The 24,293-nt window shown below is 65.4% G+C and carries 21 protein-coding genes; 10 read left to right on the top strand and 11 right to left on the bottom strand.

What is annotated here, in order from left to right; all coding sequences use genetic code 11:
- Positions 1-39: 39 nt before the first annotated feature.
- Positions 40-2,310: an adenosylcobalamin-dependent ribonucleoside-diphosphate reductase gene (locus tag E8M84_RS02985; protein WP_137109685.1), complete on the bottom strand. Its 2,271-nt coding sequence runs from the start codon at positions 2,308-2,310 to the stop codon at positions 40-42.
- 102 nt (positions 2,311-2,412) lie between these two features.
- Here E8M84_RS02985 and E8M84_RS02980 point away from each other — a divergent pair, with 102 nt between their 5' ends.
- Positions 2,413-2,841, top strand: coding sequence for a DUF1489 family protein (locus tag E8M84_RS02980; RefSeq protein WP_137110810.1), 429 nt, complete (start codon positions 2,413-2,415; stop codon positions 2,839-2,841).
- Positions 2,842-2,986: 145 nt separating this feature from the next.
- Entirely contained in the window at positions 2,987-3,844 is an 858-nt protein-coding gene (locus tag E8M84_RS02975; RefSeq protein WP_137109684.1) for a DMT family transporter, read from the top strand.
- A 67-nt stretch (positions 3,845-3,911) separates the two neighbouring features.
- On the opposite strand, the gene hisG is transcribed toward E8M84_RS02975, so the two are convergent.
- Genes hisG through hisS form a run of 3 tightly spaced genes read right to left on the bottom strand, consistent with a single transcriptional unit; the run spans position 3,912 to position 7,173 of the window.
- Entirely contained in the window at positions 3,912-4,610 is a 699-nt protein-coding gene (gene hisG / locus E8M84_RS02970; RefSeq protein WP_137109683.1) for an ATP phosphoribosyltransferase, read from the bottom strand.
- Positions 4,607-5,704, bottom strand: a complete 1,098-nt coding sequence (locus E8M84_RS02965) for an ATP phosphoribosyltransferase regulatory subunit (protein ID WP_137109682.1) — start codon at positions 5,702-5,704, stop codon at positions 4,607-4,609. The genes hisG and E8M84_RS02965 overlap by 4 nt, the downstream gene beginning before the upstream one ends.
- Entirely contained in the window at positions 5,701-7,173 is a 1,473-nt protein-coding gene (gene hisS / locus E8M84_RS02960; RefSeq protein ID WP_137109681.1) for a histidine--tRNA ligase, read from the bottom strand. The genes E8M84_RS02965 and hisS overlap by 4 nt, the downstream gene beginning before the upstream one ends.
- Positions 7,174-7,242: 69 nt before the next feature.
- On the opposite strand from hisS, the gene E8M84_RS02955 reads away from it, so the two are divergent.
- The 4 genes from E8M84_RS02955 to E8M84_RS02940 all read left to right on the top strand — a co-directional run bounded on the left by E8M84_RS02955 (position 7,243) and on the right by E8M84_RS02940 (position 9,485).
- Positions 7,243-7,440, top strand: a complete 198-nt coding sequence (locus E8M84_RS02955; protein WP_137109680.1) for a SlyX family protein — start codon at positions 7,243-7,245, stop codon at positions 7,438-7,440.
- Between the two features lie 236 nt (positions 7,441-7,676).
- Positions 7,677-8,474: a TIGR04255 family protein gene (locus E8M84_RS02950; RefSeq protein WP_170971832.1), complete on the top strand. Its 798-nt coding sequence runs from the start codon at positions 7,677-7,679 to the stop codon at positions 8,472-8,474.
- Positions 8,471-9,013 (top strand): hypothetical protein, encoded by a 543-nt coding sequence (locus E8M84_RS02945; protein WP_137109678.1) that lies wholly within the window; start codon positions 8,471-8,473, stop codon positions 9,011-9,013. The genes E8M84_RS02950 and E8M84_RS02945 overlap by 4 nt, the downstream gene beginning before the upstream one ends.
- An 88-nt stretch (positions 9,014-9,101) precedes the next feature.
- Entirely contained in the window at positions 9,102-9,485 is a 384-nt protein-coding gene (locus E8M84_RS02940; RefSeq protein ID WP_137109677.1) for a hypothetical protein, read from the top strand.
- Here the strand turns inward: E8M84_RS02940 and E8M84_RS02935 are convergent.
- The 4 genes from E8M84_RS02935 to lysA form a co-directional block, all read right to left on the bottom strand.
- Positions 9,482-10,303 carry a ParB N-terminal domain-containing protein gene (locus E8M84_RS02935; RefSeq protein ID WP_137109676.1) on the bottom strand — a complete coding sequence of 274 codons (822 nt, stop codon included), beginning with the start codon at positions 10,301-10,303 and terminating at the stop codon, positions 9,482-9,484. The two genes, E8M84_RS02940 and E8M84_RS02935, sit on opposite strands and share 4 nt — an antisense overlap.
- A 67-nt stretch (positions 10,304-10,370) precedes the next feature.
- Positions 10,371-12,779 carry an AMP-binding protein gene (locus E8M84_RS02930; RefSeq protein ID WP_137109675.1) on the bottom strand — a complete coding sequence of 803 codons (2,409 nt, stop codon included), beginning with the start codon at positions 12,777-12,779 and terminating at the stop codon, positions 10,371-10,373.
- 230 nt (positions 12,780-13,009) lie between these two features.
- Positions 13,010-15,622: a TIGR02302 family protein gene (locus tag E8M84_RS02925; RefSeq protein WP_137109674.1), complete on the bottom strand. Its 2,613-nt coding sequence runs from the start codon at positions 15,620-15,622 to the stop codon at positions 13,010-13,012.
- 27 nt (positions 15,623-15,649) lie between these two features.
- Positions 15,650-16,915 (bottom strand): diaminopimelate decarboxylase, encoded by a 1,266-nt coding sequence (gene lysA, locus E8M84_RS02920; protein ID WP_137109673.1) that lies wholly within the window; start codon positions 16,913-16,915, stop codon positions 15,650-15,652.
- 373 nt (positions 16,916-17,288) lie between these two features.
- Here lysA and E8M84_RS02915 point away from each other — a divergent pair, with 373 nt between their 5' ends.
- The gene (locus E8M84_RS02915) at positions 17,289-18,278 is read left to right on the top strand and encodes a LacI family DNA-binding transcriptional regulator (RefSeq protein ID WP_137109672.1); all 990 of its coding nucleotides are present in this window, start codon (positions 17,289-17,291) and stop codon (positions 18,276-18,278) included.
- Positions 18,279-18,355: 77 nt separating this feature from the next.
- Here E8M84_RS02915 and E8M84_RS02910 read toward each other — a convergent pair whose 3' ends face one another.
- The 3 genes from E8M84_RS02910 to E8M84_RS02900 are packed head-to-tail and all read right to left on the bottom strand — an operon-like array spanning position 18,356 to position 21,511.
- Positions 18,356-19,489, bottom strand: coding sequence for a Gfo/Idh/MocA family protein (locus E8M84_RS02910; RefSeq protein ID WP_137109671.1), 1,134 nt, complete (start codon positions 19,487-19,489; stop codon positions 18,356-18,358).
- Positions 19,490-19,497: 8 nt separating this feature from the next.
- A complete protein-coding gene (locus tag E8M84_RS02905) occupies positions 19,498-20,388 on the bottom strand; it encodes a TIM barrel protein (RefSeq protein ID WP_137109670.1) in 891 nt (296 codons plus the stop codon).
- A 7-nt stretch (positions 20,389-20,395) separates the two neighbouring features.
- The gene (locus tag E8M84_RS02900) at positions 20,396-21,511 is read right to left on the bottom strand and encodes a Gfo/Idh/MocA family protein (RefSeq protein ID WP_137109669.1); all 1,116 of its coding nucleotides are present in this window, start codon (positions 21,509-21,511) and stop codon (positions 20,396-20,398) included.
- A gap of 118 nt (positions 21,512-21,629) precedes the next feature.
- On the opposite strand from E8M84_RS02900, the gene iolC reads away from it, so the two are divergent.
- Genes iolC through E8M84_RS02885 form a run of 3 tightly spaced genes read left to right on the top strand, consistent with a single transcriptional unit; the run spans position 21,630 to position 24,291 of the window.
- Positions 21,630-22,616 carry a 5-dehydro-2-deoxygluconokinase gene (gene iolC, locus E8M84_RS02895; RefSeq protein ID WP_137109668.1) on the top strand — a complete coding sequence of 329 codons (987 nt, stop codon included), beginning with the start codon at positions 21,630-21,632 and terminating at the stop codon, positions 22,614-22,616.
- A gap of 2 nt (positions 22,617-22,618) precedes the next feature.
- On the top strand, positions 22,619-23,458 hold the full coding sequence (locus E8M84_RS02890; protein ID WP_137109667.1) for a 5-deoxy-glucuronate isomerase: 840 nt from the start codon (positions 22,619-22,621) through the stop codon (positions 23,456-23,458).
- Entirely contained in the window at positions 23,455-24,291 is an 837-nt protein-coding gene (locus E8M84_RS02885) for a class II fructose-bisphosphate aldolase (RefSeq protein WP_137109666.1), read from the top strand. Before E8M84_RS02890 ends, E8M84_RS02885 begins: the two co-directional genes overlap by 4 nt.
- The last annotated feature ends 2 nt before the right edge of the window (positions 24,292-24,293 follow it).

The following is a 24,293-nucleotide window of genomic DNA, read 5'->3' as shown; positions in this document are numbered from 1 at the left end:
TATTGTCTCGCAATCAGAACTGCTCCCCCAACGTTCCCCTCACCCACACTTCGAATGCCCGCACGACCCGCAGGCCAGGCAGCCTTCCACCATCCGCAGGTCATAGCTCCCGCAGGCCGGGCAGGCCTTGCCGCGCGGAGCCTCTCCGACCCGCAAAAGCTCCGCCTTGGGGTCGGATTTCAGGCCGAGCCCCTCGCCCTCGATGAAGCCGATGTCGATCAAGTGGCGCTCGATCACTCCGCCAATGGCCGCCAAAATAGACGGGATGTAGCGCCCTTCCATCCAGGCCCCGCCGCGGGGGTCGAAGACGGCTTTGAGCTCCTCCACGACGAACGAGATATCACCGCCCCGCCGGAACACCGCCGATATCATCCGGGTCAGGGCCACGGTCCAGGCGAAATGCTCCATGTTCTTGGAGTTGATGAACACCTCGAACGGGCGGCGGTGGCCGGCAATGACGATGTCGTTGATCGTGATGTAGAGCGCGTGTTCCGATCCCGGCCATTTGACCTTGTAGGTCTGGCCTTCCAGGGCAGCAGGCCGGTCCAGCGGGTCCGACAGATACACCACCTCGCCCCCCGTCACCGGTTGCGACGCGACGGGTGCGGTCTGCTTTTCGGAAACGGTCAGCACTGACCCGGTCACGTCGTTCGGGCGGTAGGTCGTGCAGCCTTTGCAGCCCTGGTCCCAGGCGGCCATGTAGACCTCTTTGAAGTCGTCAAAGCTGATGTCCTCGGGGCAGTTGATGGTCTTGGAGATGGAGCTGTCGACCCACTTCTGCGCCGCCGCCTGCATCCGGACATGGTCGAGCGGCGGCAGGGTCTGGGCGTTGACGAAATGGTCGGGCAGCGGCGCATCGCCATGCTTCTCGCGCCAGAGGCGGACGGCGTAGTCGACGACCTCCTCCTCGGTGCGGGAGCCGTCCTTCTGCAGGACCTTTCGGGTATAGGCATAGGCGAAGACCGGCTCGATCCCCGAGCTGACGTTCCCGGCGTAAAGCGAGATCGTCCCGGTGGGCGCAACCGAGGTCAGAAGGGCGTTGCGGATGCCGTGCTTGGCGATGGCGTCGCGGACGTCCGTGTCCATCTGCTGCATGTTGCCCGAGGCAAGAAAGCCTTCGGCGTCAAACAGCGGGAAGGCGCCCTTTTCTTTCGCCAGATCAACCGACGCCAGATAAGCCGCCCGCGCGATGGCGTGCATCCAGACCTCGGTGACTTTCGCGGCCTCTTCCGACCCATAGCGCAGGCCGACCATCAGCAGCGCATCCGCCAGCCCCGTGACGCCAAGCCCGATCCGCCGCTTGGCCTTGGCCTCGGCCTGCTGTTCCGGCAGGGGGAAGCGCGAGGCATCGACCACGTTGTCCATCGCCCGGACAGCCACCCGCACCAGATGGTCCAGCGCCTTCATGTCCATCGCGGAACCGGCCTCAAACGCGTCCTTCACCAGCGTCGGCAGGTTGATGCTGCCAAGAAGGCACGCGCCATAGGGCGGCAGAGGCTGCTCGCCGCAGGGGTTCGTCGCGGCAATCGTCTCGACATAGCCGAGGTTGTTCATCGCGTTGATGCGGTCGATGAAGATCACACCCGGCTCGGCATAGTCGAAGGTCGACCGCATGATCTTGTTCCACAGATCACGCGCCTCCACCGTCCGGTAGACCTTGCCCCCAAAGACCAGCTCCCACGGGCCATCGGCCTTGACGGCATCCATGAAGGCATCGGTCACCAGCACCGACAGGTTGAACATCCGCAGCCGGGCCGGGTCGCGCTTGGCTTCGATGAAGGCCTCGATATCCGGATGGTCGCAGCGCATCGTCGCCATCATCGCGCCGCGCCGCGACCCGGCGGACATGATCGTCCGGCACATCGCGTCCCAGACGTCCATGAACGACAGCGGCCCCGAGGCATCCGCCGCCACGCCCTTCACCTCAGCCCCACGAGGGCGGATGGTGGAGAAATCGTAGCCGATCCCGCCGCCCTGCTGCATGGTCAGCGCTGCCTCTTTCAGCGCGGTGAAAATCCCCTCCATCGTGTCCGGGATCGTCCCCATGACAAAGCAGTTGAACAGAGTGACCGACCGCCCCGTCCCCGCCCCCGCCGTGATCCGCCCGGCAGGCAGGAACCGGAAGCCTTCAAGGGCCGCATAGAATTCGGCCTCCCACTTCACCGGGTCAGCCTCGACCTCGGCCAATGCCCGCGCGATCCGCCGCCAGGTATCCTCGACGCTACCATCAATGGGTGTCCAGTCGGCTTCCTTGAAGCGGTACTTCATGTCCCAGATCGCTTCGGCAATGGGGGCGTGGAACCGCGACATGGGGCGAATCTTTCTGTGTGTTGTGGATAAGTTCGGCGGAAGGCCCAAGATACGCCCCCGACCCCCTCGGGTCAACTTGAAGCCCCGGCGGCAGGCCCTATGATCGGCTCCATGATCCATCTCCTGAAACTCTGTGTCGGCGCTGACTCGGTCGAGGACCTCCTCGACTGGCAGCGCCAGCAACGCCCCCACTGGCCCGAGGGAAAGGCGATCCATGTCACCCGGATGTGGCCGAAGCGCGAGGCAGATGTCCTTGAAGGTTCGCTCTACTGGGTCATCAAGGGCGTGATCCTCTGCCGCCAGCGCATCACCGACCTGCAGGAGGTGAACCTCGGCGACGGCATCCCGCGCTGTGCCCTGATCCTCGACCAGGAGGTCATCCGCACCGAAGCCGCCCCACGCCGCCCGTTCCAGGGCTGGCGCTACCTCGACCCCAAGGAGGCCCCCCGCGACCTGCCAAAGGGCCGAGCGAAGGATGATCCCTTGCCACCAAAACTGGCGCAGGCACTGGCCGAGCTTGGCCTGCACTGAACACTGACAGTTCGACCAAAATTTTCATTGTTCTATTCTCAAATCATCCACGGGGAGCGCGAGGGGTGAGATACTCCTCGCTCCAAAAGACCAACCAGCACCACCCTCTGGCCCCCGCGCGCAAAACCCGCCATGAACGGACACCATGTCCCGTCCGATCCTCCTCGCCGCGCCGTTCATCTTCCTGCTCCTCTGGTCTGCAGGCTTTGCCATCGCCAAGATCGGGCTTCAGCACGCCGGCCCCTTCACGCTGCTCGCCCTGCGCTACTCCATCGCGGTGCTCGTCCTTCTCCCTCTGATCCCGGTTCTGAAGCCGCAATTCCCGACAGGCCGCGCCGCCTGGGACATCGCGGTCACCGGCTTCCTGATCCAGGTGGCCTATTTCGGCCTCTGTTACATCGCCTTCAAGTCCGGCGTCTCGGCGGGGGGCGTCGCGATCATCGTCTGCCTGCAACCCATCCTTGTCAGCCTGATCGCGCCCTGGTTGGTCGGCGAGCGTGTTGGCCGCCTGCGCTGGATCGGCCTTGCCCTTGGCCTTGGCGGGGCCGTGACGGTGATCCTTGCCCGGTCCGGCATCGCGCACGAACCAACTCTCGGCCTTCTCGCTGCGGTCGGCGGCCTGATCGGCATCACTGCCGCCACGCTTTATGAAAAGCGCTTCGGCGCGACGACCCACCCAGTCCCCGCGAACCTGATCCAATACGCCGTCGGCGCGGTATTCACCCTGCCGCTCGCACTTGCGACCGAAGGGATGCAGGCCGACTGGACGCCCGCGCTTTGGGCCACCCTCGCCTATCTGGTGATCGGCAATTCGCTGATCTCGATCACCCTCCTGCTGGCGATGATCCGCGCCGGAGAGGTCGCCCGGGTGTCGGCCCTCTTCTACCTCGTCCCGCCGCTGTCGGCGCTTTTCGCCTGGCCGCTCCTGGGAGAGGCGATGCCCCCGCTCGCCTGGGCCGGGATGGCGCTGGCGGGGATCGGGGTCATGCTGGCCCGCAGGTAGCTCCTCGTTTGACTTCGTCTCCTCGTCGCAGGGGCCAGCGAGGAGTGACGAAGTCTACGACGAGCACTCAGAAGGGCCGCGCCGCAACCCCAAGCTTCGCCGCGAGACCGGCATAGGCCGCAAGGTCCGCCGAAGACCACTCTGCCACGCGCGAAGCCCACAGCGCCGCCTGGCTTGAATGGATCAGCCCATCCGACAGGATGCGCAGATGGTTCGCCCGCAAAGTCTCGCCCGACGAAGTGATGTCCGCGATGGCCTCGGCGGTCCCGTTCTTCACCGTGCCCTCGGTCGCCCCCTGGCTGTCGACCAGCTGATAGTCCGCAACCCCCTGGGATTGCAGGAAATCCCGCACCAGCCGGTGATACTTGGTCGCGATCCGCAAACGATGCCCATGTGCCTTGCGGAACCCCGCCGCCGCCGCGTCCAGGTCGTCCACCGTCTCGACATCGATCCAGACCGCAGGCACCGCGATCACCAGATCAGCGTGACCGAAGCCCAGCTTTGCGACCTCCGCCACCTCATCCTCGCCCAGCTGTTCCCGCACGAGGTCCGACCCCGTGACCCCCAGATGGATCCGCCCCGCCGCCAGCTCGCGCGGGATCTCTCCGGCGGACAGCAGCACCGGGACTACGCCCTCGACCCCCTCGACCACCCCGGAGTATTCCCGGTCCGACCCCGTGCGCTTCATCATCACGCCGCGCGCGCCGAACCAGTCAAAGCAGTCCTGCATCAGCCGTCCCTTTGACGGCACGCCCAGGCGGATCATGCCGATGCCCCCTTCAACTGCGCGACCAGACCGGGCTGGATGACCCCGCCGACCGCAGGGATGAAAGCCCCTGCCCCCAGGACCGCCGTCAAGGCATCATACCGCCCGCCCGACGCGACTGGGGGCATCCCGTCCTTGACGAAGCTGAAGACAAACCCGTCGTAATATTCCAGCGCCGTCCGCCCGTGGCTTGCCTCGAACGCTAGCGCCGCCACGTCCACACCCTTTGCGACCAGCGCGTCCAGCCGCGCGGCAAAGCGGTCCACCGCCGGGCCGATGGCAGGTAGCATCGGGGTGATCCCGCGCAGGTGGCTTAGCGCATGCGCCGCCGGGGCCTCCAGCGACAGCAGATCATACAGCAGCGCCGCCTCGGTCGCCTTGATCGGTGGTGTTCCCGCATCGGCCACCAGCGCCTCGGCCCGCGCCGCGATCTCGTCAGCGGTCCGAAGGCCCACGAAGGTCCCCGCGTCCTCGATCAAGGCGATCGGAGACCCCGCCTTCAACCGCTGCAAAAGCGCCATCCGCCCAGCTGGAACCGGAGCCCGACCGGAAAACCGGTCAAGAAGCGCCTTGAACCGCACCGGCCTCCAGACATGCCGGAGTAGGGCCGCCTTGCGGCGTTCGGTCGTCTCCAGCCCGCGGACTGCGGCCATCAGGATACCGATGTCCCCGGTCACGGGGCGCAGACCCAGCCCTACCAGGAGATCGCGGAACAGCGCGAAGACCTCGGCATCCGCTTCCTCGGGCGACGATCGGTCAAAGACCTCATAGCCGACCTGCAGATACTCGCTGGTCCCTTCTGACCCCCTTGCCTGCTTGCGGAACACCTCGCCAAGATAGGCATAGCGCGCCGGTTCCGCCCCATGCGCCATGTGCGCCTGCACGACCGGAACAGTGAAATCCGGCCGCAGCATCATCTCGCCGCGCACTGGGTCATCCGTCACATAAGCCCGCGCGCGGATATCCTCGCCGTAGAGGTCCAGCAAAGTACCCGCCGGCTGCAAGATATCGGCCTCGACCGGCACCGCGCCCGCTGCAACGAAGGCTGCGAGGAGCCGCTCCCCCTCTGCCCGGACCGCGGCCTTGGACGTCATTGGCCCAGCATCTTTCTGACCGCAACGACCAGATCGCCTCGAGGCACTTCGACCTGGGCAGGACGGTCTTTCCATTCCTCCAGCGTCGCACTTTCGGCGATCTTGGCGCCGAGGATCAGGTCCTTGAGGATAACGGTTCCCTTCTCGGCTTCGTTTCCGCCCTGGATCACGGCGATGGGCGACTGGCGCTTGTCGGCATACTTGAGCTGGTTGCCGAAGTTCTTCGGATTGCCGAGATAGACCTCGGCACGGATACCAGCCGACCGGAGTTCCCCGACCATCGCCATGTAGTCGGCCATCCGGTCGCGATCCATCACCGTCACGACCAACGGCCCAGCCGCCTCGGTCTCGATCCGCCCCTTGGCCCGCAAGGCGGCCAGCAGCCGGTCCACCCCAATGGAAACCCCCGTCGCCGGCACGTCCTGCCCGGTAAACCGCTTCACCAGGCCATCGTAGCGTCCGCCTCCGGCAACCGAGCCGAAGTTCCGCGGACGGCCCTTCTCGTCGGTAATCTGGAATGTCAGCTCCGCCTCGTAGACCGGCCCGGTATAGTAGCCGAGGCCCCGGACGACGCCCGGGTCCAGGACGATCCGGTCCGGTCCATACCCCTGCGCTTCCAGAAGGGCCGCGATGGCCTCCAGTTCGTCAACCCCCTCGACCCCGATCGACGATCCGCCCACCAACTCCCGCAGCCGTGCGACTGTCGCGGCTCCGGCTTCGCGCTTGGCGGTGGTGAAGCCCATCACGACTTCGGCTTGTTCCGCCGACAGCCCCGCCCCCTTGGTGAAATCCCCGCTCTCGTCCTTGCGGCCTTCACCCAGCAGCGCCCGGACTCCGTCCGGCCCCAGGCGGTCGATCTTGTCGATGGCCCTCAGAACGATGCCGCGTTCGGTTTCCTTGTCGTCGCCAGCAAGGCCCGCGACTTCCATCACGCCGTTCAGGACCTTCCGGTTGTTCACCTTCACCACGTAGTCGCCGCGGGGGATGCCGACCTCTTCCAGGGTGTCGGCGAGCATGGCGCAGATTTCGGCGTCGGCTGCGACCGAGGCGGAGCCGACCGTGTCGGCGTCGCACTGGTAGAACTGGCGGAAGCGGCCCGGACCCGGTTTCTCGTTCCGCCAGACGGGGCCCATCGCGTAGCGGCGGTAGGGGGAGGGGAGGTCGTTGCGGTACTGGGCGGCGACGCGGGCGAGGGGGGCGGTGAGGTCGTACCGCAGGGCCAGCCAGTCGGCGTCCTCATCCTGCCAGGCGAAGACGCCCTCGTTGGGGCGGTCGACGTCGGGGAGGAACTTGCCGAGGGCCTCCACCGTCTCGACGGCAGAGGTTTCCAGCGGGTCGAACCCGTACCGGTGGTAGACCCCGGCGATGCGGTCGAGCATGGCTTTCCGTTCGGTGACCTCGGCCCCGAAGTAGTCGCGGAATCCCTTCGGGGTCTCGGCGCGGGGGCGGCGGGGGGGCTTGTCGGCCATGGTCGGACCTTCGCTTTTGATCGCCGTCCGTGTATCGGATGGGGGGAGAGGCGGCAAGCGGGGGACAGGATGGGGTCGGTCGATCTGGAAGAGAAGGTGGCCCACCTGATCCGGGCGGTGGAGGACCTGTCGGATGTGGTGGCCCGGCAGGCGACCGAGATCGCGGGGCTGGAGCGGCGGGTTCGGCTTCTGATGGAGCGGGCCGCGGAGGAGGAGGCCCTGCGGGGGGAGGCCCCGGAAGCGAACGTCCGCCCGCCTCACTGGTGAGGGGTGTCCACGGTGGACATTTCCGGATTCCGCTTTGATTACAAAGGGATGGTCGCGGACGTTAGGGGTTTGTTAAGAGGTTGCCTAATACTGCGTGAACGCAGAGTTCGCCTTCTCACTAATTGAGTAAGCGCTATCGGTTCTCTTGTACTGGACGTGGTTGACTCTATATGCGAATCTCTGATTCGCAGTTCGATGCAACCTCTGTGTTGTCAGGCCGCCAGGACAAAGCATACATGCCACAGAAAGAGATCGACTACACCTCGCCACCTGTAAGCGAGGTGGTTTTCGGTTTCCTACTCGAGCGTCCCACTCGCCTTTTGACTGCCCATTTTGGTGCTTTCTGGAGCAGAGTCCGCGAGAAGTTCCCGAGCAGCGAAGATCAACCGCCATTAGTTTCGCTTGGTGACACGCTAGACCCTTCCGCGCACCTGTCTAGAGTGTGGTTTATATCGCGGGACGGTCGGCGATTGATTCAGTTGCAGCATGATCGGCTGTACTACAACTGGCGTCGGCTAGCGGGTGATACCTCACCCTATCCAGAGTATACGAACCTCTTCGCGGAGTTCTCTGAAGTGGTAGATTTATTTGAAGCTTTCCTAATTGAGGAAGGCCTTTCAAAGAGTCTACTAGCAGGTCAATTTGAGCTTACTTATATCAATATGCTCGAGAAACCTGCATTCTGGGAAAAATCTGCTGCGCTTGGCGACGTCTTGGTGGACCATCGCAGATGCCATGAGCATGATCGGTTTCTGCCCAGTCCAAAGGATTTCTCTTGGGCTTCGGTTTACGATATGCCGCATCAATCAGGTCAAATGGTGGTTGAAGCGAAGTCTGGACGCAAGACACAGAATCCTGATGAGGTAGTCATCCAGCTGACATTGACCGCTAAGAGCAACTCGTTAACAGAAGCTGAAAATACGCTTCGCAAGGGGTTTGCTTGGTTTGACACTGCACATAAGCAGATAGTTTGCGGCTTCGCAGATGTTACTGATTCTAGAGTGCAGAACGATGTTTGGGGTAGAAAGAAATGACCGCTATTGCAAGAAGTCCGGCTTGGGGTTCAGATTATTATCGTGTTACGAACGAACTCGTGTCGCACGTTAAAGTTCCCAAAAAGGCTCCGGTGGGTGTTCCCGCGTCAGCGGGAACGCATCACGAGTGCAATGTCGTTTGGACTGTTCCACTGCGTTCTGGAGTAGTTTCGCCCACTATTGCTATTGAAGCAGAAAGCAAAGCAAAGGATAGTGTACTTGAGGTTCTTGCAGACCCGAAGTCTTTGGAGATAAGAGAAAAAACGCGCCAGACCGCGATTTCGCTTGTCGAAAGTCTTCGGCGGAATCACATTGCTCCGAAGCTGATGGAGGACACCGAAGGGGACCTTATACTTATTTGGGGTAATCCGGCTGTAATGTTGATCTCTGTTGAAGAGGACACGCTTCACAGTATTGCACATCCAGGCCGTACAGACGCTGTGTACTATCCAAGCGAGAAAGTAACTGCTTCAGTAATCCCAGAGTCTGTCCTCAAGAGAATCCCTTCCATTGAGCACGCTGCGATTTTTTCTCTGTGATCTGTTAGGACGCGCAGCGTCAGGCCTCGGGCTTGAGCTTGCAATAAGCGACGATGCGAAGCTTTCTCGGATTGCGTTTGCTCCGCGCATGGGTGACTCGATGGAGGGCATCAAGGTTGATGCAGTATTTGAGTTTCCGAAACTAGAGCCGGATTCGATTTTTTGGGATCGTTTCGCGCCAAATGCCGAGTGTATCCATTGGCTCGGAAAGCGCATGGAAGCAGCGTCAAGAGCCGAAGGCAGAGTGCGGAATTACATTGGATTCCTAAATGCAAGAGCGAGGGATATCCGAGAGTTCAGAAGTGCAGCGGGGTTCGGTTTCTCTATCGCGCATGCGCCAAGAGAAGGCCTTCATCATGTGCACATTTCCTTCCGTTCCGAGGACGGAGTAACGCCCAATAAGCCGCAGCGCGCTGAACTGCGTGTTGCTCTTGTACAGCGTATCTTCACAGAACATGTGTCTGCACCCTAAGCGGTCCCGAACAATTCCTCCACCTTGTCCAGCACGTCGTCGATCAGGCCGGATTTCGCCTGCGCTCCGGTGAAGCGGAGGGTGTAGCCGCCCGGGCAGGCCTCTCGCGTGATCGTCAGGCCCTGGCGGAGCTTCAAGAGCCTCCGGGGGCGGCGGGTGGTGGGGTTGGTGGGCTCACGCAGCACATCCTGCAGGACGGGGCGGAGGGTGGACCATTGGGTCTCACTCCCCTGACCCATGACGGGGTGGAGAGTGGCGGTGAGGAGGTCCTCGTGCCCGGACTGGAGGGCTGCGGCGAGGGTGTCGAGTTGGCGGGTGGTGAGGCTCGTGGGGTCGGTGAGGAGGGGGGCGAGGGCTTCGGCCACGCTGACATGGTTGCGGATGCGGGTGCGGGTGGTGCGGGGGAGTGCGGGGAAGAGGGCGGCGATGGCGGTGTCGGGGGTGTCGAAGTGGCCCTCATGGATGGCGTTCAGGATGAGGGTGGCCTTCTCCCACGGGGTGACGGGTTCGCGGATCTCGTTCTCGGTCACCATCTGGGCGAGGGCCTGGGCGATGGTCTGGGGGGCGCGGAGGAAGGCGGGGATCGTCGTGTGGCCAAGCGCGCGGCAGGCGGTGAGGCGGCGGAGGCCGGAGATGAGGCCGTAGCGGTGCCCGTCGCGGGGGGTGGAGAGCTGCCAGACCTCGATGGGGGTGCGGAGGCCCTCGGCCGCGATGGAGTGCTGGAGGAGGTGGAGGGCCTGGGGGTCGAGCGCGGTGCGGTCGCGGAGGAGGGCGTGGGGGGCGATTTCGGTCAGGGGGAGGTGGTGGAGGGGGGACATGCGCGTGGGCTCCTTTGCCAAGGAGGGAACGCGGTTTGGGTTAGCGTCTGGTTGGCGGGGCGTGCGGTTATTCGGCCGGAACGGTCTGGCGGCGGGGCTGGAGGACCATCTTCTCGGCCCAGGCGTAGAGGTGGGCGCCGATGATGCCGGTGATGATCGACAGGAGAAGGGCGAGCCAGGGCATGTGCTGGCCGAAGACTTTGTCGACGAGCGAGATCATCTGGTAGTGCGTCAGGTACATGAACATCGAGGCGCCGGCGATTTCGGCGATGAGGACCTTGACCGGGGCCGGGACGATGAGGGTGCGGATGAAGAGGACGGCGGCGACCCCCCCGGCGACGTAGAAGGCGGCGGAGGTGAAGTGCCAGTAGGCGAAGATGGTGACGAGCGAGAGGGCAAGCGCGAAGAGGCGCGAGGGCAGGTCGCGGGCGGAGGCGAGGACCATGCCGAGGGCGAAGCACCAGCCGTAGTGCCAGGGGGTGCGATCGAAGTTGTAGTCGCCGGTCCACTTGAGCTCGATCACGTAGTCGAGGGCGGCGGTGAAGGCGAAGAAGGCGACCGCGCTGGCCATGGGCCGGGCGGCGAAGGCGCGGCGGACGGGGGCGAAGGAGAAGAGGAGCGCGGCGAGGATGAGGATCTGGATGTAGAATTCGACGAAGTAGAAGGTGTAGCCGCTGATCGTGTTGGGGTCGAAGTAGTTGGAGATGAGCAGAAGCTCGGGCAGTTCGAACTTGCGGGTGACGAGTTCGAGGAAGACGCCCATCAGGATCGTGGGGATGGCAACGTAGCGGATGGTGCCCCAGAGGGTTTTCGTGCTGCCGGAGCGGAGGATCTCGGGCAGCTGGAAGCGGGCGACGGAATAGCCGGCGAGCATGACGAGGAAGTAGGCGGCACCCCAGTTGTTGGAATAGACGAAGGCCTCGGTGTGCAGGGCGACGATGCAGACCATGAAGAAGGCGCGAGTGAGGGTGACGGTTTCGAGGCGGCGCCAGGTGGATTTGCTGCCGCCCTCGGCATGGGATTGCAGCGCGGCAACGGTGAGCTTTTCCCAGTCGTCGGGGAGCTGGCCGAAGCGGGATTCATAGGCGAGCGAGAAGGCGATGTAGTGGAGCGAGTCGCCGCCGAGGGATTCGAAGGTGTCGTCCTGGTCGATGGGCTGGCCGGGGAATTCGTGCTGGAAGAGCGAGCGGACATCGGTGATCTCGCCCTTGGCCGTTGCCGGGGGGGCGGTGACTTTGCGCAGCGCGAACTGTTCGGCGAGGACGCGGCGCTGGACCTTGCCGGTGCCGGTCACGGGGAGCGTGTCGAGCGCCATGACGTGCAGGGCGTTGCCTGCGGAGATGCCCATTTCGGCGAGGGCGGCGGTCGCGGCCTCTTTCACCTTTGCGGACTGGTCGGGGTTGCCGGTCAGCGCGACAAGCACGCCGTCGCCGCGTTGGGCATCGGGGACCTTGGCGACGGCGATCTGAAGCCCCGGCTTCAGCCGGGCGCGGATGCGGTCTTCCAGCTGGTCGGGGACGATCTTCTGGCCGCCGCAGTTGATGAGGTCATCGGCGCGGCCGTCGAAGTAGAGGTGGCCGTCCAAGAAATGGCCAAGGTCGTTGGTCTGCAGCCAGCCGTCGGCATCGGTCAGGTCATGCAGCCCCGCGGCGTCGATTCTCGAACGGGCGACTTGCGGGCCACGGATGCGGATGCGGCCATCGGCTGAAAGGGCGACCTCGCCCTGCCCCACCGGATGGCCAACAGAGTCGAGCTGGGCGTCGGTGGCGTCAGAGATCACCAGGAAGGTCGAGCGCGAGGCTTCGGTCAGGCCGTAGTGCTGCACGATGCGGGCCTTGGGGAACATCGCGCGGATCTGGCGCTTTTCCTCGGCCGTCATCGCCTGTGAGCCGATTTCCAGCCAGCGCAGCGCCTTGCCTGCGTCGCCGATAATGGCGGGGTCGGCCAGAAGGATGCGTAGGAGCGTCGGCACGGCGGAGAGCGCGTTGACCTGGCCTGCCTTCAGCATCCGCGACAATTCCATCGGGTCGAAGCCGCGCGGCGGCATGTAGGCCTGGCCGCCCACGGCGCTGACCGCGCGGAAACGGGCCATGCCGAAGCTGAAGGTGGCCGGGACACCGACATATTCGCGGATCTCGGACGTCATCTGCATCACGTCAATGATGCGTTCAGTGGTGTAGCCAAGGTTGCGGTAGGTCAGCAGGATGCCCTTGGGCAGGCCTTCGGTCCCGGAGGTATAGCTGACCTGGGCGGGAAGGTCGTCGAGGATCACCGGGTGCTGGGCGGTGAGCCAGCCGGTCTGGTCGCCGGGGTCAATGCAGCGGTCGATCTCGATCCCGGGCAGCTGGTCGGCCTGGGAGGTGCCGTTCACGAGCACCAGCGGACGTCGCGCCGCGTAAAGCGCGAACATCTGTTCGACGAACGGGATCGAGTTCTTCCGAACTACGGCAGTGGCCTGAAGCTTGCCAAAATCCATTCTTGCGTCCTGCAAATTATTACCAAAAACGACACTCACAACGCGAAGTACTAGGCCTGATTGTTGACCAAACTTTGACTTGAAAGCGGTAGCGCCGGGAAATCGAACGAATGGCGCATCGCAGCAATGCCGCGCCGCGCACCGGCTGGCAAGGGCAGTTTCGCCGGTTCGGATCGTGGGCAGGTCACAGTTTCCTGACCTGAGCAACCTGGGGGCGAAGCCCCCGCAGGTCAGAACATCTGCAAGAGGCGCTTGAGGTAATCCAGCTCTTCCAGGGGGCGGGCAAGCTCACCCGAGCGGCGGCGGATTTCGTCCAGAAGTTCCTGGGCGCGTTCGTCGGGGTCGTTCTGGACCATGTTTTCGTCCGAGCCGATTCGCGCGGTTTCGCCCGGGCGGCGGCCGAGCGGATCGGTGCCCTGCGGATCGGCCGAGCCGAAGTCACGGTCGCCACCCTGGCTGTCGCGGTTTTCGCGCTGTTCATTGGCCAGTGCCTCGCCAAAGTCGCGCATCCCGTCGCGGAGGGCTTCCATCGCCTCGGCCTGACGGTCGAGCGCGCCGTCAAGGTCGCCATCGCGCAAGGCATCCTCGGCATCCTCCATCGCGCGACCGGCGCGGTCGAGGTTGCGGCGGCCTTCTTCGCCCTGTTCGGTGCCATCGCCGGGCAACTGGCCCTGCTGCAATTCGTTCAGCCGTTCGCGGAGTTCGCGCTGGCGGTCGGTCAGGCTGCGGTCGTCCGTGCCGCCTTGCCCGTCGCCCTGCTGCTGGTCCTGACCCTGGCCCTGGCCGTCCTGACCTTGCTCCTGGCCTTGACCCTGCTGATCGCCGGGTTCCTGGCCCTGTTGTTCCTGGCCCTGGCCCTGCTGTTCGCCGTCGCGCGGCACGCCCTGCAGGTCACGGAAAGCATCGTCGGACAGGTCCTGCTGATCGCGCAGAGTCTCTCCCAGGTCGCCCATTGGGCCGTTCTGGCCCTGGCCCTGCCCTTGCTGGCCCTGCACCACCTGCATGTTTTCCATCAGCTGGCGGAGCTGTTCCATCAGTTCGGCGGCCTCAGCCGTTTTGCCCTGCTCCATCAGCTCTTGCAGCTTGTCGAGCATTTCCTGCAGTTGGTCGCCGGACATCATCTGGCCCTGCATCATCTGCGATTGCTGCTGGTCGCCGGGGTTGCGCTGCGCCTCTTCGGCCAGTTCGCGCATGTATTCGTTCAGCGCCTGCTGCATTTCCTTCATCAGCTGGTCGATCTCTTCCGGCGAGGCGCCGTTTTCGATCGCTTCCTGCAGGCGGTCTTGGGCGCGCTGCAGGCGGTCGAGCGCGGACTGCAGGTTGCCCTCTTCGACCATGAGCGCGATCTTCCACAGCTTTTCGGCAAGGGCGTCGCGGTCTTCAGTGGTGAGCGCGGCTTCTTTCGCCTCGAGGTCGCGCATCAGGACGCGCAGGTGCAGGAAAGCGCGGTCATGGCGGATGAAGCCTTCGGGGCGGTTGGTGACGGCCTTGAGGAGTTCGACCGCGCGGGGGGCGTTGACCCGGTTCCACAGGATGTCGCGGCGCATCTCGATCAGCGCGTTGGCGAGGGGGTCGAAGAAGCGCTTGCCGTGGAGCATGACGGCATAGGGGGCAGAGGTGCCTTCGTTGCCGCCCGCATCGACGGCGGCAAAGACCATGGTCACGGGGAGGTTGGCGAAGACATGTTTCGACAGGTCGTCGACGAGAGTGGAGGTCAGTTCGGTCCGGCTGCCCTTGCGGGGCATCGGCAGGTCGAGGACGACGGGTTCGATGGTTTCGGGGTCAACGGTCAGGCCGTGGCGGCGGTCGACTTTCGCCAGGTCGAGGGTAATGGTGACGCGACCTGCGGTGACGCCGTAGTCGTCGGTGGCGTTGAAGCCTTGCTTGAAGCGGCCGTCGGCCTCGCGCGTCATCTCGCCGGTCACTTCGATGGTGGGGGCGCGGTCAGGGATGGCGGTGATCTGCCAGGTGCGGCCGCCGGGGCCTTCGATGGCAAGCTCGCCCGAGCGGGTGATGGTCAGGTCGTGGACGCCTTGCATCGCGTTCGGGGCGGCGGCGGCAGGGGTGGGTTCCGCGCCGGGTTCGGGGGCGGGGGGCGGGGGAATGTCGGCGACAGTCTGTGCGACGGTCAGGCCACCTTCGGGGCCGTAGAGGCGGATCTGCAGGCGGGTGCCGGTGGGAACTTCCAGCGCGGGGTCGGTGATGTCGTTGAGGTAGAGAGACGGCTTGCCGGTATAGGCGGGGGGCTGGGCCCAGGCCTCCCATGACGGACCGGCGGGGGTGGCGAGTGCTGCGCCGGGGGTGAGGCCGGCGACGGAGCCCGCGCGCCAGAAGGACCCGAAGAGGGCAGCCATGACAAAGGCGGTGAGGGCGACGTAGCGCAGGGAGAAGCGGTCGCGGGAGGAGAGGCGGAGGTCGGGCTGGACGGGTCTTGCGCCAGCGGCGCGTTGGGCCATGCGGTCCTGGTGGGCCTGCCAGACGGCGAGCGAGGCGGGGTCATTGGTGCCGATGGCCTGAGTGTCGCGGAGCGCGGCGATGGGGCGGCCGGGCATCGTGCTGTCGAGCCGGTCAAGCGCGTCCATCGCGGTGGGTTTGCGGAAGGACTTGAGGCCCCAGGCGAGAAGGGCGAGGGCGGCGAGGGCGATGACGGCCCCGGCGGCTTGGGCGTAGTGGAGGGGGCCGAGGTCCTGGATACCGAAGGCAAGGGCGGCGAGCGTGACGAGGACGAGCGACCAAAGCGGCCAGAAGGCGCGGGCCAGGCGTTCGGCCCAAAGCCCCGCGAGCGTCAGGCGCATCGGCCAGACCAGCGATTTCAGCGGGGGTTGGGGCGTCTGTCCGGTCATCTCACCTGCCTGCGACCGGACGGAGTGTCACAGCCATGGGGGGATGGTATCGCGGTTGAGGATTTCGTCAAAGCTTGGACGCGCCCGGATGACAGCGAAGTGATCCCCGTTGACTAGCACCTCGGGGATCAGGGGGCGAGTATTGTATTCCGATGCCATGACGGCCCCGTAGGCCCCGGCGCTGCGGAAGGCGACGAGGTCGCCCTCGGCGACGAGAGGCAGGTCGCGGCCCTTGGCGAACGTGTCGCCGGTTTCGCAGACCGGGCCGACGACGTCGAATTCCTGCGTTGGGCTGGCGACGGGGGGCTCGGCGACGGGGACGATGTCGTGGTGCGCGCCGTACATCGAGGGGCGGACGAGGTCATTCATCGCGGCGTCGAGGATCAGGAAGTCACGGCCCTCGCCGTTCTTGACGTAGATGACGCTGGCCACCAGCAGTCCCGCGTTGCCAGAGATCAGGCGGCCGGGTTCGATTTCGATCTCGCAGCCAAGGTCACCCACGGTGCGCTTGATGAGGGCGCCGTAGTCGGTGGGAAGCGGCGGGGCCTCGTTCGAGCGCTGGTAGGGGATGCCGAGACCGCCGCCGAGGTCGAGTCTTGTGATCGTGTGGCCTTCCGAACGCAGGCGGCGGGTGAGGTCGGCGACCTTGAGGTAGGCCTGTTCGAAGGGTTCCAGTTCGGTCAGCTGGGAGCCGATATGGACGTCGATGCCGATAACCTGCAGGCCGGGGAGGCGGGCGGCCTCGGCGTAGACTTCGGAGGCGCGGGCGATCGGGATGCCGAACTTGTTTTCCTTCTTGCCGGTCGCGATCTTTTCGTGCGTCCGGGCATCCACGTCGGGGTTGACGCGGATGGTGATTGGAGCAGTGACGCCCAAAGACATCGCAACTTCGGACAAGGCCCGCATTTCGGGTTCCGATTCCACGTTGAACTGCCGGATGCCTCCGGTCAGGGCCAGACGCATTTCCTCGCGCGTCTTGCCGACGCCGGAAAAGACGATGCGGTCACCGGGGACGCCCGCGGCCTTGGCGCGCAGGTATTCGCCGCCCGAAACCACATCCATCCCTGCGCCGAGGTTGCCCAGCGTCTTCAGGACGGCGACGTTCGACAGCGACTTGATCGCGAAGCAGACGAGGTGGGGCAGCGGGCTGAGCGCCTCGGTGAACAGGCGGTAGTGCCGGGTCAGGGTGGCGGTGGAATAGACGTAGAACGGAGTGCCGACCTCGGCCGCGATGTCGGGGATGGCGACGTCCTCGGCATGAAGGGTGCCGTTCTTGTAGAGGAAATGGTCCATGCGTCGTCCCCGTGCTGCCGCGTCGTCATATCCGGGCGTTCGGCTGGTGCAAAGCGCCGATTTCTTCGGAGAAATCGGTTCGGAGGCTTTGAGGGCTCCCGTCCGGACGTAACAGAGTTTCCGGGGTCGTACCCCAGGCGACCTCCCAAAGTGCAGGTGCCGCGTCGGGATGCGGGACTGCCGCGATCAGGACGGTCTGACAAGGCTTGGGCAGTCAGCACCGGGCCTTGGGGAGGGTTCTGGCCGTCATGGCAGTCCGTCCTGCATGGGCAAACGCCGGGCCTGAACCGGGCTGCGGCAGGGCATGGGTGGTGAGAGTTTTCCCAACGGCCTGCCTCGTGTATAGTGCACTGGCAGGGGCGAAGGTCGGACGATGGCAGTGACGCTGAAAGAGGTGGCGGAACGGGCCGGGGTGTCGCGGTCGGCGGTGTCGCGCACGTTCACGGATGGTGCCTCGGTGTCTGCGAAGACCCGGGCCAAGGTGGAACAGGCGGCGGCGGACCTGGGCTATGCGCCGAACGCGCTGGCATCCAGCCTGACGACGGGGCGGACCAAGCTGATCGGGCTGGTCGTCAACAACTTCCATAACCCGCTGATCCTGGAGGTGTTCGACCTGTTCACCCGCGGGCTGCAGGACCGGGGTCTGCGGCCGCTGATGGTGAACCTGACCGATGCGACCGACCCGGCGGCCACAGTGCGGATGCTGCGGCAATATTCGGTGGATGGGGTGATCGTCGCCTCGTCCACCCTGCCGGCAAGCTTTGCGGAAAGCTTCAAGGCGGCCGGGTTGCCGGTGGTGCATGCGTTTGGCCGCGCCTCGGCCGCGCCGGATGTGCCCGTGGTGGGGATCGACAATGTGGCCTGCGGGCGGATGGCGGCTGAGGAACTGATCGCGCGGGGCTATGCGCGCGTGGGGTTTCTGGGCGGGCCGAGAGGAGCGACGTCGACGCAGGACCGGGCCGCAGGGTTTCTGGGCAAGCTTGCGGAACATCCGGACATCGCCGTCACCGTAAGCTATGCCGCCGACTATACCTTTGACGCCGGTCGGGAGCGGATGCAGCGCCTGTTGGCGGACGGGTTGGCCGAAGCGTATTTCTGCGGTGATGACCTGCTGGCGGTGGGCGCGCTGAGCGCGATCCGCGGGGCGGGGCTGTCGGTGCCGGGGGATGTCGGGCTGATCGGGCTGAACGACATGGAAATGGCGCGCTGGCAGCTGATCGCGTTGACGACGATCCGCCAGCCGGTGGCAGAGATCATCGCGGCAGCCATCGAGATGGTGGTGGCGACAATCGGGACGCCTGACCGCGAGCCGGAGGTGCGGCTGTTTCCCTGCGAGGTGGTTGAGCGGGGGACGTTGCGGTAGAGGGTCCGCTCGTCGTGGACTTCGTCACTCCTCGCTGAGGTTGCCGAGGAGGAGACGAAGTCGAGCGAGGAGGTGGCTCAGCGGAACATGGGCGGGCGGGCGTCGACCCAGGTGCCGCCTGCCTTGGCCGAAGCGACGGCGGCATGGACGGCGGCCATGGAGCGGACCCCGGCGGCGGCAAGGGGCAGGCCGTCGCGGGTCTCTCCCCTTATCGCGTCGGCGAGGTCGCAGTAGATGTTGGCGACGGCCATGGGAAAACCCTCCGGGTGGGCGATGGCGACGCGGGAAAGGCGCCTAGCGTCGTCGTAAAGCCCGCCTTCGCCTTTTTCCATGATCTGGGTGCGGCCGCCAACGGGGGTGTAGATCAGCTGGTTCGGCTGTTCAGAGTGCCAGCGCAGGCCACCGGTTTCGCCAAAGACCTGGATGTCGAACCCGTGCTGCCTGCCGATGGCGACCGAGGAGGTCCAGAGGCGACCCACGGTGCCCTTGGACAGGCGGAAGTTGACCATGGCGTCGTCTTCCAGTTCGCGCGATGGGATAGTTGAGGCGAAGTCGGCGGAGAGTTTTTCGACCTCGTCATCGCAAATGAAGCTGGCCATGTGCAGGGCATGGATGCCGCAGTCGGCGAACTGGCCCGAGACGCCGGCCATCGCCGGGTCATAGCGCCAGCGGACGCGGGGGTTGTTCGCGTCGGTGGCGTCGCCGTGGTGGCCGTGGCTGAAGTTGGTGACGACGAGGCGCACCTTGCCGATGTCGCCATTGCGGACCATGGCGCGGGCCTGGCGGATCATCGGATAGGCGGAATAGCAGTAGTTGACCGCGCAGATCCGGCCGGTGCGTTCGGCGATTCGGGTGATGTCCTCGCCTTCCTCGACCGTCATGGTCATCGGCTTTTCGCACAAGACGTGGAACCCGGCCTCCAGAAACGCGCGGGTGATCTCGTAATGGGTGGAGTTCGGGGTGGCGACGGTGACAAGGTCGATGCGGTCGGCGCGCTTGCGTTCGCCTTCCAGCATTTCCTTCCAGTCGCCATAGGCGCGGTCAGTGGCGACGCCCATGCGCATGGCAAACTCTCGCCCTTCGCGGGGGCGGTGGTCGAAGGCCCCGGCGACCAGGTTGAAATGGCCGTCGGCAAGGGCACCGAGCCGGTGGGCCGGGCCGATCTGGCTGCCGTCGCCGCCACCGATCATGCCCCAGTTCAGTTTTGCCATGATGAGCCTCAGAAGCCGATGGATTTCAGGTATTCGCGGTTCTTGCGCGCGTCGTCGATTGGGCTGACGTCCAGCGTCGGGTCACAATCCTGTTCGACGGTGCACCAGCCTTGATATCCGGCGTCAAGGAGGATCTGGCGGACGGACGGAAAGTCGACGTCTCCGGTGCCGAGGTTGCAGAAAATGCCCTGGCCGCAGGCGTCGTAGAAGCCGGTGCTTTTGGCGATGACGTCGGCTTTCACCTTCGGGTCGATGTCCTTGAAGTGCATGTAGGAGATGCGGTCGATGTGGCGGCGCATGAAGGCCACGGGGTCGAAACCGGCATAGGAGTGGTGGCCGGTGTCGAAGCAGATCTTCAGGATCTTCTCGTCGACCTCGTCCAGCAGGCGTTCGAGTTCCGGTTCAAAGTCGATGAAACCGGCGGCATGGGCGTGGATGCCGACGGTCAGGCCGAATTCCTCGGTCCCAAGCCGCGCGATGGTGGCGATGCGGTCGCGGAAGGCGGCCCATTCGGCGTGGTCCATCTGTTCGGCGGCACCGGCCCGGCCCGCGGTGGGCGCGCGGCGGGGGGAGATGCTGTCAATCAGGACCAGGTGCTGCGCGCCGTGGGCGGTCAGCGCGCGGCAGGTGCGCCAGGCGGCGTCGCGGACATCGTCCCAGGCGGCGGGGTCGTGGAAGGGGCGGAAGACGACGCCGCCGATCAGGTCGAGGCCGTTCTCCTCCAGCGCGTCGAACAGGATCGCGGGGTCTTCGGGCATGTAGCCGATGGGGCCAAGCTCGATCCCCGTATAGCCCGCATCGGCGCAGTCCTTCAGGACCTGCCGCCAGGGCGGATTGCGCGGGTCGCCTGCGAATTCGACGCCCCAGGAACAGGGCGCATTGCCGATGCGGATGGTCATTGGGTCCTCATGTGGGGGGAACGGCGAGCCATTGGCGGCTGTCGGATGACTGGAAGGCGGTCTCGACCAGTTGCCAGACGGCAAGCCCGTCGCGGAAGGTGGGCCAGACGGGTTGGCCGGTGTGAATCGCGGTCAGGAAATCCTTGGCCTCGATGATGATCTGGTCCTGATAGCCGGTGCCGTGGCCGGGGCCCTGGCAGAAGGGCAGGAAATCGGGGTGCGCCGGGCCGGTCAGGATGCGGGTGTAGCCGCGCGTCGCCTCTGGCCCCTTGGCCCGGTAGAGCCAGACGGAGTTCTGGTCTTCCTGGTCAAAGCGGATGCCGCCCTTGGTGCCGTGGATTTCATAAGCATAGCCCATCTTCCGGCCCGTCGCCGTGCGGCTGATATAGAGGTGGCCCATCACGCCAGAGGCAAAGCGCAGCATCAGCTGGGCGTGGTCGTCGTTGGTCACCGCCTCGGGTCCGGTGGGGCCGGGGCGAGTGGCGTGGACGGTCTCGATCCGGGCACTCAGTTCCGCGACCGGCCCCATAAGCGCCAGCATGCAGTTGATCGGATGCGGGGCGAGGTCGCCCATGCAGCCGTTCGCCCGGTCCCTGGTGCGCCAGGTGGAGGGAAGGTCGGGGTCGGCGAGGAAATCCTCGGTATGTTCGCCGCGGAACCAGGTGACGTCGCCGATGGCGCCTTCTGCCAAAAGCTGGCGGACGAACTGGGTTGCGGGGGCGCGGACGTAGTTGAAGCCGATCATGTTCGGCAGGCCGGAGGCCTCAGCCGCCGCGACCATGGCCTTGGCGTCTTCCAGCGAGGCCCCAAGCGGCTTTTCGCAGAAGACGGGTTTGCCGGCGGCGAAGGCGGCCTCGGCGATCGCGCGGTGGGTGGATTGCGGCGAGGCGATGACGACGGCCTGCACCTTGGGGTCTGCGACCAGATCGCGCCAGTCCGCCGTGCCCCGGGCAAAGCCATAGGCCTTGCGGTAGCGTTCGGCGCTGTCGGCGCTGGTCGCGGCGATGACCTCCAGCCGGGGACGCAGGGGGGTGTCGAAGACCGCGCCAACGGCGGACAGGGCCACGGCATGCGCCTTGCCCATATAGCCGCCACCAACCAGCCCGATCCCGATCTCTGCCATCGCCAGCCCCCTCCCCGAGGCATGTATTGCAACCGGTTGCAAAATCTGTATCCTGACTTCCGAAGGTGCGCAAGTCCCCGCTTTGGGGGCTTTGCCACGCGCCGTGGGTGGGGACAGAATGGCAGAGCTTGCGCGGCTGCGGGATCGGAATTTTCTGGTGCTTGGTCGCGCCGGGATGGACCTGTACGCCGACCCTCCCGGAACCCGGGTTGAGGAGGCAACGCGGTTCGCGGCGCATCTGGGCGGGTCCTCGGCCAATATCGCGGTGGCCTTGGTGCGTCTGGGGTGCAAGGCGGCACTGCTGACGCGGGTGTCGGACGATGCGGTGGGCCGGTTCTGCCTGGCGCAGCTGGACGCCTATGGGGTGGACCGGCGGCATGTTCGGGTCGTGGGCGGCGAGGCGCGCAATTCGCTGGCGGTGGTGGAGACAAGGGCTGAGAACTGCCAGTCGGTGATCTATCGCAACGGGGCCGCCGATTTCGCGATGACGGAAGCCGATGTCGAAGCCGTGGATTACGCCGGGTTTTCTGCCTTGGTCACCACGGGTACAGCCCTGGCGGCCGAGCCGTCGCGGACGGCCTGTTTCCGGGCCTTTGACCTGGCGCGGGAGGCGGGGCTGCCGTTGATCCTGGATCTGGATTACCGGCCCTATTCCTGGCCATCGGAGAGTTTCGCGGCCCAGGTCTATGCCCGGGCGGCTGCGCTGTGCGATGTCGTGGTTGGCAACGACGTGGAGTTCGGCGTTCTGGCCGGGAATCCCGAACACGGGCATGCTGTCGCGCGGGATATTGTCAGGCAGGGGGCGCAGATCGTCGTCTACAAGATGGGCGAGAAGGGCGCGGTTACGATCACGCCGGACGGTGAGTACGCCACGGGGATCTATCTGACAAAGGCCCTGAAGCCGACCGGGGCGGGAGACAGTTTCCTGGGGGCTTTCCTGGCCGGGCTGGCGGCGGGGCTGCCGGTGCGGGACGCGGTGCTGCGCGGGTCGGCGGCTGCGGCGATGGTCGTGGCGCGGGTCGGCTGTGCGCCGGCGATGCCGACGGGACCCAAGCTTGATGAATTCATGGCCGCTCATCCCGGCCCCATCCCCGAAGGGACTTGAAGATGCACATTCCTCCGCATGACAACCGGAACCGGGCGATCGTCGACATGGCCGACCCGCTGGTGCCGCTGGTCTACTTCAACATCGTGCGGCTGAAGGCGGGTGAGCATTTCGATTACCAGACGCCCGGCTATGAGACCTGCGTGGTCCCGGCGACGGGGACGGTGACGGTAGAGGTCTCGGGCGAGGTCTTTGCGGATATCGGCAACCGGGGCGTTGATGTCTGGGATGGCGAGCCGGAGGGGGTCTATGTGCCCTCGGGCACGGGCACGCGGATCACGGCGCGGACCGATACGGAGTGCTTCATTGCAGGTGCGCAGTATGGCGAGGCGCTGAGCCCGTTTGCGGTCAGGTCGGGCGATCTGGATGTGGTGCAGTACGGGTCGGACGACACGAAGACGCACCGGAAGATCAAGCATATCCTGGGGACCAAGTATCACGACCGGGTCGGGCGGCTGCTTGTCAGCGAGCTGTTCACGGTGGGCGCGGGAGGCTGGTCCGGCTTTCCGTCGCACAAGCATGATACCGACCGCCTGCCGGACGAGACGCGGCATGACGAGTGCTACAACTTCCGCTTCCGGCCCGATTATGGGTCTGGGATGCAGATGCTGCAGCGGGTGGATAACGAGCCCGGCGACGCCTATCACATCATGAACCGGTCCACCGTGCTGATCGACAAGGGCTATCACCCCTGCTGCGCGCTGCCGGGGTACGAGATGTATTACTTCACCATCTTGGGCGGGCAGTCGCAGCGCAGTCTGAAGCAGTATTTCCAGCCGACCCATGCGGCGCAACTGCACACGATCCCGGGGATCATGGACATGGTAGCGAAGTTCAAATGATTGCCACGCTGGCCGAGGTGCTGGGGCCTGCCTTGGCGGGCGGCTATGCGGTGCCGGGGCTGGTCTGTCTGGGCTGGGAGGACGCACGGGCCTATGTCCGTGCAGCCGAGGCAGAGCGGGCGCCGGTGATCCTGCAGGCCGGGCCGGGCGCGCGGGCGCATATGCCGGTGGCGGTCTGGGGGGCGATGTTCCGCGCTTTGGCCGAGGACGCGTCGGTGCCGGTGGTGGCGCATCTGGACCATGGGCTGACCGTGGGTGACGCCCATGCGGCGATTGCGGCGGGGTTCACTTCGGTCATGATCGACGGGTCGGCTTTGCCGCTGGAGCACAACATCCGCCTGACGGCCGAGGTCGTGGCGCTGGCTCATGCGGCGGGGGTGTCCTGCGAGGGGGAGTTGGGCGTTGTAGGCTATGCCGGGGGGAAAGCCTCGACCGGAACCGATCCTGAGGAGGCGGCGCGGTTCGTGTGCGAAACCGGGGTGGACGCGCTGGCGGTGTCCGTGGGGAATGTGCACCTGCAGACGGGCGCAGGTCAGGGGCTGGACCTCGGGCTGATCCGCCGGATCGAGGCGGCGACCTCTGTGCCACTGGTGATCCACGGCGGGTCGGGGGTGCCGGAAGATCAGCGCGCGGCTTTGGCGGCGGGGTCGCAGATAGCCAAGTTCAACATCGGGACGGAGTTGCGGATGGTGTTCGGCGCGGCACTGCGCGAGGCGGTTGCCCGCGACCCGGCGCGGTTCGACCGGATTGCGATCCTGAAGGATACGGAAGACCCGGTGATGCAGGCGGCGCGGGCAATGTTCCGGGGCTTGGGTACATCGGGCCGGGGGTAGCG

The sequence above is a fragment of the Rhodobacter sp. SY28-1 genome (assembly GCF_005222785.1).
In the GTDB taxonomy this organism is placed as follows: domain Bacteria; phylum Pseudomonadota; class Alphaproteobacteria; order Rhodobacterales; family Rhodobacteraceae; genus Tabrizicola.
This window is presented reverse-complemented; position numbering and strand designations above follow the sequence as displayed.